The sequence below is a fragment of the Enterobacter sp. 4974935 genome (assembly GCF_058661735.1).
Map to the genome: position 1 here is coordinate 700,575 of NZ_JBZWGT010000003.1, position 12,611 is coordinate 713,185.

Sequence of the window (12,611 nt, forward strand, 5' to 3'; positions counted from 1 at the left end):
TCCGACAGGAGAGGGTGATTGTTATCCCAGGTCCGCCATTAACACCTTCGAGCGGCGCTGGTAGTTGTACATCTCTTTCTTACTTTCCGGCAGAGAATCAATATCCACCGGCGTGAAGCCGCGCTCCTGGAACCAGTGAATGCTGCGCGTGGTGAGCACGAACAGCTTGCTCAGACCCATCTGGCGCGCCTGTGCCGCCACGCGTTCAAGCAGCAGTTCCCCCCGCGAGGAGCTACGGTAATCCGGGTGCACGGCAACGCACGCCATTTCGCCAATCTGCTCTTCCGGGAACGGATAAAGCGCCGCACAGGCAATGGTCAGGTTATCTCGCTGGATGATGGTGAACTTGTCGATCTCCATCTCCAGCTGCTCGCGGGAGCGGCGAACCAGAATGCCCTGTTGTTCCAGCGGACGGATCAGCTCCAGAATGCCGCCGATGTCATTGATGGTGGCACGGCGGATCTGCTCGGCGCTCTCCATTACGATCTGCGTACCGATCCCGTCCCGGGAGAACAGTTCCTGCAACAGCGCGCCGTCTTCCTGATAGCTGATCAGGTGGCTGCGGCGTACCCCGCTGCGGCACGCTTTGACGGCGCCGCGCAGAAAACGCACGGTACCGGAATAGTAATCGCCTTGTGCTTCCAGCGCTTCGACGCGCGCCTGGGCTTCATTCGGAAAAAGTTCTGGCACAATCACGCCCTCATCGTTCACGACGCCCTGTGATGAGCAAAAGCCGATCATTTTTTCCGCTTTCAGCTTGATGGCCAGCTGGGTGGCAATCTCTTCCGAGGTCAGATTAAAACTTTCACCCGTTACGGAAACGGCAACGGGTCCCATCAGGACGATCGCGCCATTGTCTAACTGGCGGTGAATGGCTTCTTCATCAATGCGCCGGATGCGGCCGCTGTGGCAGTAATCCACGCCATCGTCCACGCCGAGCGGCTGAGCGATGATAAAGTTGCCGCTCACCACGTTGATGTGCGCGCCCTGCAGCGGCGTATTACTCAGGCTCATCGACAGGCGGGCGGTGATATCGAGCTGCAACAGACCCGCCGCCTGTTTGACCAGTTCGAGGGTTTTCGCATCCGTCACGCGGGTATGTTTGTGGTAGATCGGCTCATGGTGATGGGCGGCCAGGTTGGCTTCGATTTGCGGACGTGCGCCATACACCACCACCAGACGGATGCCGAGGCTGTGCAGCAGGCCGATATCATTGACGATACTGGAAAAGTTCTCATGCTCAATGGCTTCGCCGCCAAGCATGATGACAAAGGTTTTCCCCCGATGGGTGTTGATATAGGGAACAGAATGGCGGAATCCCTGGACCAGTTCGGTTCTGCGTTCCTTAACCATGACACAACCCTTAATGAATGTTTATTCGTTATTTATGTATTTTTATTCGATTGTGGCCGCGTGTGCAAGCCAAAATTTTCTGCGACCCACAGAAAATAATAAGTAATCCGTGCGTTAACGTATGATTGTTTACCCTTTTATAGATGACAGTTTATGCGTCATTCGTTAAAGTTTTCGGTCAATTTGGGCGTTTTGTTCATCAATCAGATTTCTTGCTCGGGAGAAGCATGTCGGGATCCAATTCAGCAATAAGCCGCCGCCGCCTGTTAAAAGGGGCCGGGGCGATGTGGTTGCTTAGCGTCAGCCAGGTGGGTCTTGCCGCCACAAGCCAGGTAGTCGCGGTGCGCGTCTGGCCGTCGTCGACCTATACGCGCGTGACGGTCGAGTCCAACCGCGTGCTGAAATACAAACAATTTGCCCTCAGCAATCCTGAACGTGTGGTGGTTGATCTCGAAGGTGTGAATCTCAACTCCGTGCTTAAAGGCATGGCGGCGCAGATCCGTGGCGACGATCCTTTTATCAAATCGGCGCGCGTCGGGCAGTTCGATCCGCAAACCGTGCGCATGGTGTTTGAGCTCAAGCAGAACGTGAAACCGCAGCTCTTTGCCCTTGCGCCTGTTGCCGCCTTTAAGGAGCGCCTGGTAATGGATCTCTATCCGGCGAATGCAACGGATATTCAGGATCCGCTCCTGGCGTTACTTGAAGATTACAACAAAGGCGATCTCCAGCGGCAGGTCCCACCTGCGCAAAGTGGTCCTAAGCCGGGCAGGGCGGGGCGCGATCGTCCGATTGTGATCATGCTCGATCCTGGCCACGGCGGAGAAGATTCCGGCGCCGTTGGGAAATATCACACCCGCGAAAAAGATGTGGTGCTGCAAATTGCCCGTCGTCTGAAGGCGTTAATCGACAAAGAGGGCAATATGCGCGCCTACATGACGCGCAACGAAGATGTCTTTATCCCGCTGAAGGTCCGCGTGGCGAAAGCGCAGAAGCAGCGCGCGGATCTGTTTGTCTCTATTCATGCGGATGCCTTCACCAGCCGCCAGCCGAGCGGATCGTCGGTGTTTGCCCTGTCAACGAAAGGGGCGACCAGTACCGCCGCGAGATACCTGGCGGACACGCAGAACGCCTCGGATTTAATCGGTGGCGTGAGCAAAAGCGGGGATCGTTACGTCGACCATACGCTGTTTGATATGGTGCAGTCGCTGACCATTACCGACAGTCTGAAGTTTGGTAAAGCGGTGCTGGGCAAACTGGGCCGGGTCAACAAGCTGCACAAAAACAGCGTCGAGCAGGCCGGATTTGCAGTACTGAAAGCGCCAGATATTCCGTCCATTCTGGTCGAAACCGCGTTTATCAGTAACGTGCAAGAGGAACGCAAGCTCAAGACGGCTAAATTCCAGCAGGAAGTGGCGGAGTCGATTCTGGCGGGTATTCGGGCCTATTTCTCAGACGGGGAAACGCTGGCGCGGCGGGGATAGGGTATTACGCCGGGTATCTCGCCCGGCACTTTCACAAACGGCAGATACAAAAAAACACCCTTAAGGGTGTTTATTGTTTTAAGAAGTGTTGGTTGCGGGGGCCGGATTTGAACCGACGACCTTCGGGTTATGAGCCCGACGAGCTACCAGGCTGCTCCACCCCGCGTCCGTCTTTCTACACTTGTAGAAACTTACTTCTTCAAATTTGATTGGTTGCGGGGGCCGGATTTGAACCGACGACCTTCGGGTTATGAGCCCGACGAGCTACCAGGCTGCTCCACCCCGCGTCCGTCTTTCTACAGTCGTAGAAGATACTTCATCAAATTTTAATTGGTTGCGGGGGCCGGATTTGAACCGACGACCTTCGGGTTATGAGCCCGACGAGCTACCAGGCTGCTCCACCCCGCGTCCGTGGAAGCGCACTATACTCGGATAGGTTTGTGATGCAACCCCTTTTTCGCATAATTCATTATTTTGTATGCAAAATGAACGGGAATAGCCACTTTGGACTATTTTTTGTCCAGAATTTGCCAAAGGGAAGGCGATCGCATTTCATTACCACGGTGGGTTTGTTATCTTCATCACGCGGAATTGGGCAACTAAAAGACGAGATATAATGAAAGGACGTTGGGTGAAGTATCTGATGACAGGCGCAATGGTAGCGATTCTTGCGGCCTGCTCTTCCAAACCGACCGATCGCGGTCAACAGTATAAAGACGGGAAGTTATCCCAGCCTTTCTCTTTAGTTAACCAGCCAGATGCCGTGGGTGCTCCAATCAATGCCGGGGATTTCTCCGAGCAGGTGTACCAGATCCGCAAAGCGTCGCCGCGCCTGTATGGCTCACAGAACAACGTTTATAGTGCAGTGCAGGACTGGCTGCGTGCTGGCGGTGATACGCGCAATATGCGCCAGTTTGGTATTGACGCGTGGCAGATGGAAGGGGCGGATAACTACGGTAACGTTCAGTTTACCGGCTACTACACCCCGGTTGTCCAGGCACGACACACGCGTCAGGGCGAATTCCAGTATCCGATTTACCGCATGCCGCCAAAACGCGGTCGTCTCCCGTCCCGCGCTGAAATCTATGCCGGTGCGCTTAGCGAAAATTACGTGCTGGCCTACAGCAACTCGCTGATGGATAACTTCATCATGGACGTGCAGGGCAGCGGCTATATTGATTTTGGCGACGGCTCGCCGCTGAACTTCTTTAGCTATGCCGGGAAAAACGGCCATGCCTATCGCAGCATCGGTAAGGTGCTCATCGACCGTGGTGAAGTGAAACGAGAAGATATGTCGATGCAGGCGATCCGCGAGTGGGGCGAAAAACACAGCGAAGCGGAAGTGCGTGAGCTGCTTGAGCAGAATCCATCGTTTGTCTTCTTCAAACCGCAGAACTTTGCGCCGGTGAAAGGGGCGAGCGCCGTCCCGCTGATTGGCCGCGCTTCTGTGGCATCGGATCGTTCGATTATCCCGGCGGGTACCACGCTACTGGCGGAAGTCCCTCTCCTCGACAACAACGGCAAATTCAACGGCAAGTATGAATTACGCCTGATGGTGGCGCTGGACGTGGGCGGGGCGATTAAAGGCCAGCACTTCGACATTTATCAGGGCATCGGCCCGGATGCCGGCCACCGTGCAGGCTGGTATAACCACTACGGGCGCGTGTGGGTGCTGAAGACAGCGCCGGGTACCGGGAACGTATTTAGCGGCTGAGTGTGGTATTCTGAGCGCAAGACGGATTACGGTTCAGGGTGAGGAATACCTCACCCTTTTTACATCTGAGGTTTTATGTCTGTGGTAATCAGCGATGCCTGGCGCCAGCGTTTCGGCGGCACGGCACGGTTATACGGTGAAAAAGCCCTGCAACTGTTCGCGGATGCGCATGTCTGCGTGGTGGGCATTGGTGGCGTGGGTTCGTGGGCGGCAGAAGCGCTGGCGAGAACCGGCATTGGCGCAATTACGTTGATTGATATGGATGACGTCTGCGTCACTAACACTAACCGTCAGATCCACGCCCTGCGTGATAACGTCGGTCTGGCGAAGTCCGAGGTGATGGCGGAGCGTATTCGTCTCATCAACCCGGAGTGCCGCGTAACGGTGATTGACGACTTTGTGACGGCAGATAACGTCGCGGAGTACATGAGCAAAGGCTACAGCTATGTGATTGACGCCATCGACAGCGTGCGGCCAAAAGCGGCGCTGATCGCTTACTGTCGTCGTTACAAGGTGCCGCTGGTGACAACGGGCGGCGCGGGTGGACAAATTGATCCGACGCAGATCCAGGTGGCAGATCTGGCGAAAACCATTCAGGATCCACTGGCTGCTAAGCTGCGCGAGCGCTTAAAAAGCGACTTCAACGTGGTGAAGAACAGTAAAGGCAAGCTGGGCGTGGACTGTGTGTTCTCGACAGAAGCGCTGGTTTATCCGCAGGCGGATGGTTCGGTCTGTGCAATGAAAAGCACAGCGGAAGGGCCAAAGCGGATGGATTGTGCCTCAGGGTTTGGAGCGGCCACCATGGTGACCGCCTCCTTCGGCTTTGTGGCGGTCTCTCACGCCCTGAAGAAGATGATGGCGAAGGCGGAACGTCAGGCCTGAGCCTGACGGGCGGCCTCCAGCACCGCGTCGTTTAGCGCAATCAGTCCCTGACCGCGCGAGGCGCTAAGCTGCGTGCGAAGTCCCAGCTCATCAAACAGCGCCAGCGGAGAATGCGCCAGCAGCTCTGCGGCGCTTTTCCCTTCGATTGCGGTCAACAGCACCGCCATCAGACCGCGAACAATGCGTCCCTCGCTGTCGCCGAAGAAATGCAGTTTCTCACCGGATATGCTAAACCCAAGCCAGACGCGGTTCTCGCAGCCAGCTATCTCCTTCGCCTGCGATTTCAGTTCGTCTGACAGCGTGGGCAACTGTTTGCCCAGCAGGATCAACTGACGATATTTATCTTCCCACTGCGTGAGCGGGACGAAGGTCTGTTTTAACGTCTCTTCAGTGATAACGGTGCCGAACGGATGCCCGGCTAAGGCTGAACTTGTCATTAATCCACCAGTAATTCCAGGGCGCGGTCGACGGCGGAAACCAGCGCGTCGACGTCACTTTTTGTGTTGTACGGTGCAAACGAGGCGCGCAGGGTACCGCTCACCCCCATGGCCGCCAGCAGCGGCTGGGCGCAGTGCTGTCCTGCGCGCAGGGCAATGCCGTATCCGGCAAGCAGCGTCACCATGTCGCTATGGTGTACGCCCGCAAAATCAAAGGCGAGCAGGCTGGAGTCCTGGACGCGGAACGAGCGAAACCCGGGGCGTTTCTTAAGCTCTTCTTCTGCCAGCGTCGCCAGGCCCCGGCTCCAGCTTTCAGCCTGAGCCACGTCCGTATCTGCGAGAAATTCGAGCGCTGCGCTCAGACCGATAACCCCTGCCACGTTCGGCGTACCGGCTTCCAGGCGGTAAGGCACATCCTGCGTTTTGAAACCGTCGAAGGTGACTTCGGTAATCATCTTGCCGCCGCCGAGCCACGGCGTCATCCGGGCCAGCAGTTCAGGTTTGCCGTACAGCGCGCCGATACCGGTTGGCCCGTACAATTTATGCCCTGAGAAGGCATAGAAGTCGATATCCAGCGCCTGAACGTTAGCCGGAAAATGCACCACACCCTGCGCACCGTCGACCATTACTACCACGCCGCTGGCATGGGCAATCTCAATGGCGCGCGCCAGATCCGGACAGCCGCCGGTGACGTTGGACATCTGCCCCAGCGCCAGAATACGGCTGCGCGGCGTAATCAGCTCAGGCAGACGCGCCACGTCAGGCAGGAAGTCTGTACCCAACGGGAGTTTTACAACCCGTGCCCCGGTTTGTTCGGCCACCATCAGCCAGGGCACCAGGTTGGCGTGGTGTTCCGCCTCGCTGACGATGATCTCATCCCCGGGCTGCAACAGCGGACGCGCGTAACATTGCGCCACCATGTTAATGGCCTCGGTAGTGCCCCGCGTCCAGACGATGTTCTTACCGCTGTCAGCATTGATCAGGCGCGCGACCTTATCCCGTGCGGCTTCGTATTGCGCCGTTAAGCGCTGCGCGTCGGCATACTGGCTGCGATGCACGTTCCCGGCGCTCAGGCTGTAAAACTGGCGGGTTGCCTCAATCACCGCCTGCGGCTTAAGGGCCGTGGCGGCGCTATCAAGATAAATGCCGGCATCGGCCAGCGCAGGAAACTGTGCGCGAAACTGCGCAGGACTGAAAGCGTTCATGGAATTCCTCATATCGATTCTACGATCGTCGCGCAAATTCATCGGCAGGGCAAGGAAGTTGATATCTATCAGATTTGTCTGCTTATCCTGGCGAGTCTGAAAAAGCAGGTTATGCTAAATAGTGTTAGGCGGATGTTTTAGCCTGTTATAAATCGAGGTTTGAATAGCATTAATTGCTAAAGGAGAATAATCATGAAAAAGACAGCTGCAATCATTTCTGCCTGTGCGTTGACCTTTGCCCTGAGCGCATGTTCTGGAAATAACTACGTAATGCATACCAACGATGGTCGATCTATCGTCTCTGAAGGGAAACCGACAACCGATAATGATACCGGGATGATTTCATATAAAGATGCTAACGGGAACAAACAGCAGATCAATCGCAGTGACGTGAAAGAGATGAAGGAAATCGAGCATTAACAGTTAGATAAGCGAAAAAAAAGCACCGCAAGTTGGCGGTGCTACATTAATCACTATGGACAGACAGGGTAAATGTACAGGAAGTGAAAAATTGGTAGCGTTGCTACCGTGGTCTGAATCGCAGACCAATTGCAAACACAACAACACAACATCACAACCGTAAGCCAAAAGCTCTTCAGAACACGCATTCCAAAAAAAGCTTTTCGTTCCGGCTCAGGAAGTGCCGCCACTATAGGTATTTGCTGGTAGTTCCTCAACGGACAAATTATAATGGCTCAGATAAAAAAAACTAATAGGTTAAACGTTGTTTCCTATATGTTAAATCTCGTTAACATCTAAGCCAGATAACCATGTCCAAGCGATTGCCACCCCTAAATGCATTACGTGTTTTTGATGCAGCAGCACGCCACCTCAGCTTCACCCGCGCAGCCGATGAGCTTTTTGTGACACAGGCCGCAGTAAGTCATCAAATCAAGTCTCTGGAGGATTTTCTGGGGCTTAAGCTGTTCCGTCGCCGCAACCGTTCGTTGCTGTTGACCGAAGAAGGGCAGAGCTATTTTCAGGATATTAAAGAGATTTTCTCCCAGCTGACGGAAGCCACCCGTAAGCTTCAGGCACGGAGCGCAAAAGGTGCCCTGACTGTGAGTTTATTGCCCAGTTTTGCCATTCAGTGGCTGGTGCCGCGACTCTCAAGCTTTAACTCAACTTATCCGGGAATCGATGTCCGAATCCAGGCAGTGGACCGTCAGGAAGACAAGCTTGCAGACGATGTGGATGTGGCGATTTTTTACGGTCGCGGTAACTGGCCGGGCTTGCGTGTTGAAAAATTATACGCAGAATATCTGCTGCCGGTCTGTTCACCACTGCTGCTGACGGGGGAGAAAGCGCTCAAAACGCCCGCCGATCTGGCGCAACACACGCTTTTGCACGATGCGTCGCGTCGCGACTGGCAAACTTATACCCGCCAGTTAGGTCTTAATCATATAAACGTGCAGCAGGGACCCATTTTTAGCCACAGCGCGATGGTGTTACAGGCTGCCATTCACGGGCAGGGCGTGGCATTAGCGAATAACGTCATGGCGCAGTCCGAAATTGAGGCAGGCCGTCTGGTTTGCCCATTTAACGATGTACTGGTCAGCAAGAATGCATTTTATCTGGTTTGTCATGACAGTCAGGCAGAACTGGGTAAAATAGCCGCTTTCCGGCAGTGGATACTGGCGAAAGCGGCAAGCGAGCAAGAAAAATTCCGCTTCAGGTATGAACAATAACGTTTGTGTGCCGGGCACGCATTAATTCAGGACTTAAACATGACCAGCCGATTCATGCTGATTTTCGCCGCGGTGAGTGGCTTTATTTTTGTAGCTCTGGGCGCGTTTGGCGCGCATGTCTTAAGCAAGTCTTTGGGCGTTGTGGAAATGGGCTGGATCCAGACCGGCCTTGAATATCAGGCGTTCCACACGCTGGCAATTTTTGGGCTGGCGGTGGCGATGCAGCGCCGTATCAGCATCTGGTTTTACTGGAGCAGCGTCTTTCTGGCGCTGGGTACCGTACTGTTCAGCGGCAGTCTCTACTGTCTGGCGCTGTCGCATTTACGCCTGTGGGCGTTTGTTACACCTGTCGGCGGCGTCAGCTTCCTGGCGGGTTGGGTTTTAATGTTTATCGGAGCTATCCGTCTGAAACGCAAGGGCGTTGTTCATGAATAAGGTTGTTTTATATTGTCGCCCGGGGTTTGAGAAAGAGTGCGCCGCGGAAATCACCGATAAAGCGGCGAAGCGTGAAGTCTTCGGATTCGCTCGCGTCAAAGAGAACGCGGGTTATGTGGTATTTGAATGCTATCAGCCTGATGATGCCGACAAGCTGGCGCGCGAACTGCCGTTCAGCTCGCTGATTTTCGCCCGTCAGATGTTTGTCGCGGGCGAACTGCTGAAAGATCTTCCGCCGGAAGATCGCATCACGCCGATTGTTGGCCTGTTGCAGGGCGTGGTGGAGAAGGGCGGCGATTTGCGCGTGGAAGTGGCTGACACCAATGAAAGCAAAGAGCTGATGAAGTTCTGCCGTAAGTTTACCGTGCCGCTCCGCGCGGCACTGCGTGATGCGGGTGTGCTGACAAACTACGAAACGCCAAAGCGTCCAGTCGTGCATATCTTCTTTATAGCGCCAGGATGTTGCTACACCGGCTACTCGTATACCACCAATAACTCGCCGTTCTTTATGGGGATCCCGCGTCTGCGCTTCCCGTCAGACGCGCCGAGCCGTTCAACCCTGAAGCTGGAAGAGGCGTTCCACGTCTTTATCCCGGCGGACGAGTGGGACGAACGTCTGGCAAACGGCATGTATGCCGTCGATCTTGGCGCGTGCCCGGGCGGCTGGACCTATCAGCTGGTGAAACGCAACATGTGGGTTTCGTCTGTGGATAACGGCCCGATGGCGCAAAGCCTGATGGACACCGGGCAGGTCACCTGGCTGCGTGAAGATGGTTTCCGCTACCGTCCTACCCGTAACAACATCTCCTGGATGGTGTGCGACATGGTAGAAAAACCGGCGAAAGTCGCGGCGCTGATGGCCTCCTGGCTGGTGAACGGCTGGTGTCGTGAGACGATTTTCAACCTCAAGCTGCCGATGAAAAAGCGTTACGAAGAGGTGTCGCAGAACCTGGCTTATATTCAGCAGCAACTGGACGAACACGGGATTAACGCGGAAATCCAGGCGCGTCAGCTGTATCACGACCGTGAAGAAGTGACGGTGCATATCCGTCGCTGGTGGGCGGCCGTGGGTGGGCGTCGCGACGAGCGATAACGTTTGTAACGCCCGGTGGCGCTGCGCTTACCGGGCCTACAAAATCGTGTAGTTGTTTTAACGTTCTAACCTTAACTGCTGTAAATTCCCGTCCAGCTGTAAATCCGTCTGTAGCGTTGCGATTTCCCGGCAGATAAACGCCATCTCTTTATTCGCCTCCAGCTTCTTGCGCCATTTTTCCGGCACTTCCTCAAGCCTTGCGTAAATCCCTTCCAGATTCTGAAACTCCGTCAGCAGCTGTGCGGCACTTTTGGGTCCAATACCGGCGACACCCGGCACTCTGGAGCTGCTGATCCCCGCCAGCCCCCAGTAATCCGGCAATTGCTCAGGCGATACGCCAAACTCGCTGGCAATAAATGGTGCGTCCAGCCAGCGTTTTTGAAAGTAGTCGCGGATGCGGACCGTTGGAGAGAGCAGCTGGCAGTAGCCTTTGTCGGTTGAAACGATAGTCGCCTGATGCCCGGCGCTCGCGACTTTAACCGCCAGCGTTGCGGCTAAATCGTCAGCCTCATTACCGTGTGCGCCCCAGCACGGAACGCCGCGCTGTTCAAAGGCCGCGCGTATAACGGGCATTTCGGCGTGCAGATCGTCCGGCATCGGCGCACGTCCGGCTTTGTAGTCCGGCAGGCGCTGGTGCCGCCAGCCGGTATTGCGTGCTTCATCGTCGAATACGGCAACAGCGTGGGTGGGTTCGCTATGGCGAATGAGCTGCTCCAGCGCGTGTAAACAGGTGTCCTTGCAGGGGGTGCCCTGTACCGCGTGAATACGGCGAATCAGGTTAAGTGCATCGACGATAAGCAAATGAACGGCCACAGATAATCTCCCTTCTGTCTAATGGGGGAAGGGTAACACTGAGCGCAGCATGAAACTATGAATGGTGGGGAAAACAGGAAGAAGCCTCGCAAAACGAGGCTTCCTGAGAGGCTTAATCGCAGGTAACGATCTTCATCGCCAGGCCACCGCGGGAGGTTTCGCGGTATTTGGCGTTCATATCTTTACCGGTTTCGTACATGGTTTCGATAACCTTGTCGAGACACACGCGCGGTTCACTGGTGCGGCGCAGCGCCATACGGGCCGCGTTCACCGCTTTCACAGAGGCGATGGCGTTACGCTCGATGCATGGCACCTGGACCTGACCGCCGACCGGATCGCAGGTCAGCCCCAGGTTATGTTCCATGCCGATTTCCGCCGCAATACAAACCTGCGCAGGACTTGCGCCCAGCAATTCGGCCAGACCCGCCGCCGCCATAGAGCAGGCTACGCCCACTTCACCCTGACAGCCCACTTCCGCGCCGGAAATCGAGGCGTTCATCTTGTACAGTGAGCCAATCGCACTGGCGACCAGCATATACCGCGCGAGTGAGTTTGCATTCACTTCACGGATAAACTTGTCGTAATACGCCAGGACCGCCGGAACAATGCCGCACGCCCCGTTGGTTGGCGCGGTGACGACGCGGCCACCCGCGGCGTTCTCTTCGTTCACCGCCAGCGCGAACATGTTGATCCAGTCGACAACGGCCATCGGGTCGGTGGTGGTTTTGTCGGTGCTGACCAGCATGCGGCGCAGCGCAGCCGCACGACGTGGAACACGCAGTTTCCCCGGCAGCACGCCTTCGGTGGTGATCCCGCGCTCAATGCCGCTGCGCATCACTTCCCAGACGTTTGCGAAGTGCTGTTCCAGCTCCTCTTTGCTGTGCAGGGCCAGCTCATTTTTCATCATCAGGCCGGAGAGAGAAAGGCCTGTCTCCTGGCAGTGACGCTGTAAATCGGCCGCGTTTTTGTACGGGTACGGCACCTCAACGGCGGAGCCGTTGGTTTGACCAAAATGGTCTTCGTCGACAATAAACCCGCCGCCGATGGAGTAATACGTCTGGCTGTAAACCGCTTTATCGCCGACCAGCGCGGTAATGCGCATGCCGTTTTCGTGCAGCGACAGGTTATCCGCATGGAAATTCATGCAGTGGTCAACCGGGAATTCAACCTCATGCTCGCCGTTCGCCAGCAGCAAACGACCGTGGGTGTTCACGTCCTGGATAAAGCCAGGAATGGAGTCAATATCAACGGTATCCGGCAGGTTACCCGCCAGCCCCATGATAATGGCAATATCGGTATGGTGGCCTTTACCGGTCAGGGAAAGGGAACCGTATACATCGACAACCACGCGGGTGATGTCGTGCAAAATGCCGCGTGCAATCAAGTCATCCGTGAATTGTTTACCGGCTTTCATTGGTCCGACGGTGTGAGAGCTGGAAGGACCAATACCGATTTTGAAGATATCGAATACGCTAATCATGATGCGTCCATTGCTTCAGTCAGAGGGGAG

The 12,611-nt window shown here is 55.5% G+C and carries 12 protein-coding genes and 3 tRNA genes; 7 read left to right on the plus strand and 8 right to left on the minus strand.

Features of this window, described 5'->3' with window-relative positions:
* Window positions 1–21: 21 nt before the first annotated feature.
* Window positions 22–1,353, minus strand: coding sequence for an amino-acid N-acetyltransferase (gene argA / locus AC4OVS_RS04560; RefSeq protein WP_022649227.1), 1,332 nt, complete (start codon window positions 1,351–1,353; stop codon window positions 22–24).
* Window positions 1,354–1,580: 227 nt separating this feature from the next.
* Between argA and amiC the strand changes: the two genes are divergently transcribed.
* The gene (amiC, locus tag AC4OVS_RS04565) at window positions 1,581–2,834 is read left to right on the plus strand and encodes an N-acetylmuramoyl-L-alanine amidase AmiC (protein WP_022649226.1); all 1,254 of its coding nucleotides are present in this window, start codon (window positions 1,581–1,583) and stop codon (window positions 2,832–2,834) included.
* Between the two features lie 89 nt (window positions 2,835–2,923).
* On the opposite strand, the gene AC4OVS_RS04570 is transcribed toward amiC, so the two are convergent.
* The 3 genes from AC4OVS_RS04570 to AC4OVS_RS04580 all read right to left on the minus strand — a co-directional run bounded on the left by AC4OVS_RS04570 (window position 2,924) and on the right by AC4OVS_RS04580 (window position 3,242).
* Window positions 2,924–3,000 (minus strand) — tRNA-Met (locus AC4OVS_RS04570).
* Between the two features lie 44 nt (window positions 3,001–3,044).
* A tRNA-Met gene (locus AC4OVS_RS04575) sits at window positions 3,045–3,121 on the minus strand.
* 44 nt (window positions 3,122–3,165) lie between these two features.
* Window positions 3,166–3,242 (minus strand) — tRNA-Met (locus tag AC4OVS_RS04580).
* Between the two features lie 208 nt (window positions 3,243–3,450).
* Here AC4OVS_RS04580 and mltA point away from each other — a divergent pair.
* Window positions 3,451–4,548: a murein transglycosylase A gene (gene mltA / locus AC4OVS_RS04585; protein ID WP_022649225.1), complete on the plus strand. Its 1,098-nt coding sequence runs from the start codon at window positions 3,451–3,453 to the stop codon at window positions 4,546–4,548.
* Between the two features lie 75 nt (window positions 4,549–4,623).
* Window positions 4,624–5,430: a tRNA cyclic N6-threonylcarbamoyladenosine(37) synthase TcdA gene (gene tcdA, locus AC4OVS_RS04590; protein WP_006811804.1), complete on the plus strand. Its 807-nt coding sequence runs from the start codon at window positions 4,624–4,626 to the stop codon at window positions 5,428–5,430.
* Here tcdA and csdE read toward each other — a convergent pair.
* Together csdE and csdA are read right to left on the minus strand one after the other, a co-directional pair.
* The gene (gene csdE, locus AC4OVS_RS04595) at window positions 5,421–5,867 is read right to left on the minus strand and encodes a cysteine desulfurase sulfur acceptor subunit CsdE (protein WP_193543174.1); all 447 of its coding nucleotides are present in this window, start codon (window positions 5,865–5,867) and stop codon (window positions 5,421–5,423) included. The two genes, tcdA and csdE, sit on opposite strands and share 10 nt — an antisense overlap.
* Window positions 5,867–7,072: a cysteine desulfurase CsdA gene (gene csdA / locus AC4OVS_RS04600; RefSeq protein WP_045308734.1), complete on the minus strand. Its 1,206-nt coding sequence runs from the start codon at window positions 7,070–7,072 to the stop codon at window positions 5,867–5,869. The genes csdE and csdA overlap by 1 nt, the downstream gene beginning before the upstream one ends.
* Window positions 7,073–7,264: 192 nt before the next feature.
* On the opposite strand from csdA, the gene AC4OVS_RS04605 reads away from it, so the two are divergent.
* From AC4OVS_RS04605 to rlmM, 4 genes are all read left to right on the plus strand, one after another.
* Window positions 7,265–7,492 (plus strand): YgdI/YgdR family lipoprotein, encoded by a 228-nt coding sequence (locus AC4OVS_RS04605; protein ID WP_015571738.1) that lies wholly within the window; start codon window positions 7,265–7,267, stop codon window positions 7,490–7,492.
* A gap of 350 nt (window positions 7,493–7,842) precedes the next feature.
* On the plus strand, window positions 7,843–8,760 hold the full coding sequence (gene gcvA, locus AC4OVS_RS04610) for a glycine cleavage system transcriptional regulator GcvA (protein WP_022649222.1): 918 nt from the start codon (window positions 7,843–7,845) through the stop codon (window positions 8,758–8,760).
* Between the two features lie 39 nt (window positions 8,761–8,799).
* Window positions 8,800–9,195, plus strand: a complete 396-nt coding sequence (locus AC4OVS_RS04615) for a DUF423 domain-containing protein (protein ID WP_003862756.1) — start codon at window positions 8,800–8,802, stop codon at window positions 9,193–9,195.
* Window positions 9,188–10,288 carry a 23S rRNA (cytidine(2498)-2'-O)-methyltransferase RlmM gene (rlmM, locus tag AC4OVS_RS04620; protein ID WP_022649221.1) on the plus strand — a complete coding sequence of 367 codons (1,101 nt, stop codon included), beginning with the start codon at window positions 9,188–9,190 and terminating at the stop codon, window positions 10,286–10,288. Before AC4OVS_RS04615 ends, rlmM begins: the two co-directional genes overlap by 8 nt.
* Window positions 10,289–10,345: 57 nt before the next feature.
* Here rlmM and xni read toward each other — a convergent pair whose 3' ends face one another.
* On the minus strand, window positions 10,346–11,101 hold the full coding sequence (gene xni, locus AC4OVS_RS04625) for a flap endonuclease Xni (RefSeq protein WP_032626021.1): 756 nt from the start codon (window positions 11,099–11,101) through the stop codon (window positions 10,346–10,348).
* Window positions 11,102–11,213: 112 nt separating this feature from the next.
* Complete coding sequence (locus AC4OVS_RS04630; protein ID WP_022649219.1) at window positions 11,214–12,581, minus strand: L-serine ammonia-lyase; 1,368 nt, start codon at window positions 12,579–12,581, stop codon at window positions 11,214–11,216.
* Between the last annotated feature and the right edge of the window lie 30 nt (window positions 12,582–12,611).

Bases quoted from the DNA above. Each gene is read 5' to 3' on its own strand.
- tcdA (WP_006811804.1), top strand. From the start codon at position 4,624: ATGTCTGTGGTAATCAGCGATGCCTGGCGCCAGCGTTTCGGCGGCACG.
- rlmM (WP_022649221.1), top strand. From the start codon at position 9,188: ATGAATAAGGTTGTTTTATATTGTCGCCCGGGGTTTGAGAAAGAGTGC.
- AC4OVS_RS04615 (WP_003862756.1), top strand. From the start codon at position 8,800: ATGACCAGCCGATTCATGCTGATTTTCGCCGCGGTGAGTGGCTTTATT.
- csdE (WP_193543174.1), bottom strand. From the start codon at position 5,867: ATGACAAGTTCAGCCTTAGCCGGGCATCCGTTCGGCACCGTTATCACT.
- AC4OVS_RS04605 (WP_015571738.1), top strand. From the start codon at position 7,265: ATGAAAAAGACAGCTGCAATCATTTCTGCCTGTGCGTTGACCTTTGCC.
- gcvA (WP_022649222.1), top strand. From the start codon at position 7,843: ATGTCCAAGCGATTGCCACCCCTAAATGCATTACGTGTTTTTGATGCA.
- csdA (WP_045308734.1), bottom strand. From the start codon at position 7,072: ATGAACGCTTTCAGTCCTGCGCAGTTTCGCGCACAGTTTCCTGCGCTG.
- amiC (WP_022649226.1), top strand. From the start codon at position 1,581: ATGTCGGGATCCAATTCAGCAATAAGCCGCCGCCGCCTGTTAAAAGGG.
- mltA (WP_022649225.1), top strand. From the start codon at position 3,451: ATGAAAGGACGTTGGGTGAAGTATCTGATGACAGGCGCAATGGTAGCG.
- AC4OVS_RS04630 (WP_022649219.1), bottom strand. From the start codon at position 12,581: ATGATTAGCGTATTCGATATCTTCAAAATCGGTATTGGTCCTTCCAGC.
- argA (WP_022649227.1), bottom strand. From the start codon at position 1,353: ATGGTTAAGGAACGCAGAACCGAACTGGTCCAGGGATTCCGCCATTCT.